This is a genomic window from Devosia submarina, from assembly GCF_003056345.1.
Taxonomy (GTDB): Bacteria; Pseudomonadota; Alphaproteobacteria; order Rhizobiales; family Devosiaceae; genus Devosia; species Devosia submarina.
In genome coordinates this window covers 1-500 of the sequence record NZ_PYWB01000038.1, presented here as the reverse complement: position 1 = coordinate 500, position 500 = coordinate 1, and the positions used below count along the sequence as shown (strand labels likewise).

Sequence of the window (500 nt, the reverse complement as noted above, 5' to 3'; positions counted from 1 at the left end):
AAAACAGTTCTTGATATTTCAAGACCATCGATGGGTTTCGACACCAAGCCCATGTCTGAAGGAATAGCGGTGGCTGGCAGGATCACCGCACCTGACCCTTGTCGCGCCAGTTCAACCAACCAATCCACGCGATTTGACCGATAGGCCGCGTAGAGTTCATGACCATGATCCGCGCAGGTTCCATGCAAAGTATCCCGCATTTCGCAATTTAGTCGGTCCAGCATGTCAGTCTTAGCCAGGGTCGAAAGAGAGATCGCATTTAGTTCAGACAACGGATGCGACTTTGACACCACGACCTTGTAATCCTCTTCATAGAGATGGTCTATGCGATAGAGGTCTTCACTGACCTTCTCTGCGGTGACTACAACGTCAAATTCACCATCTCGTAACCCGGCAAGAAGCTCGGAGGTTGACGCAACGATCAATTCGATTTCGGCTTGCGGCAATCGCGTACGAGTACGCTCCATAGCTGCCGAAATCCTGTTGTGGCCAATCGTTTC

Annotated in this window: 1 protein-coding gene; it reads right to left on the bottom strand. The window is 50.8% G+C overall.

Features of this window, described 5'->3' with window-relative positions; translation table 11 throughout:
• A partial coding sequence (locus tag DDE77_RS19295; RefSeq protein ID WP_245895430.1) for a LysR family transcriptional regulator substrate-binding protein occupies positions 1-467 on the bottom strand: 467 nt, incomplete at its 3' end.
• Positions 468-500: the final 33 nt, after the last annotated feature.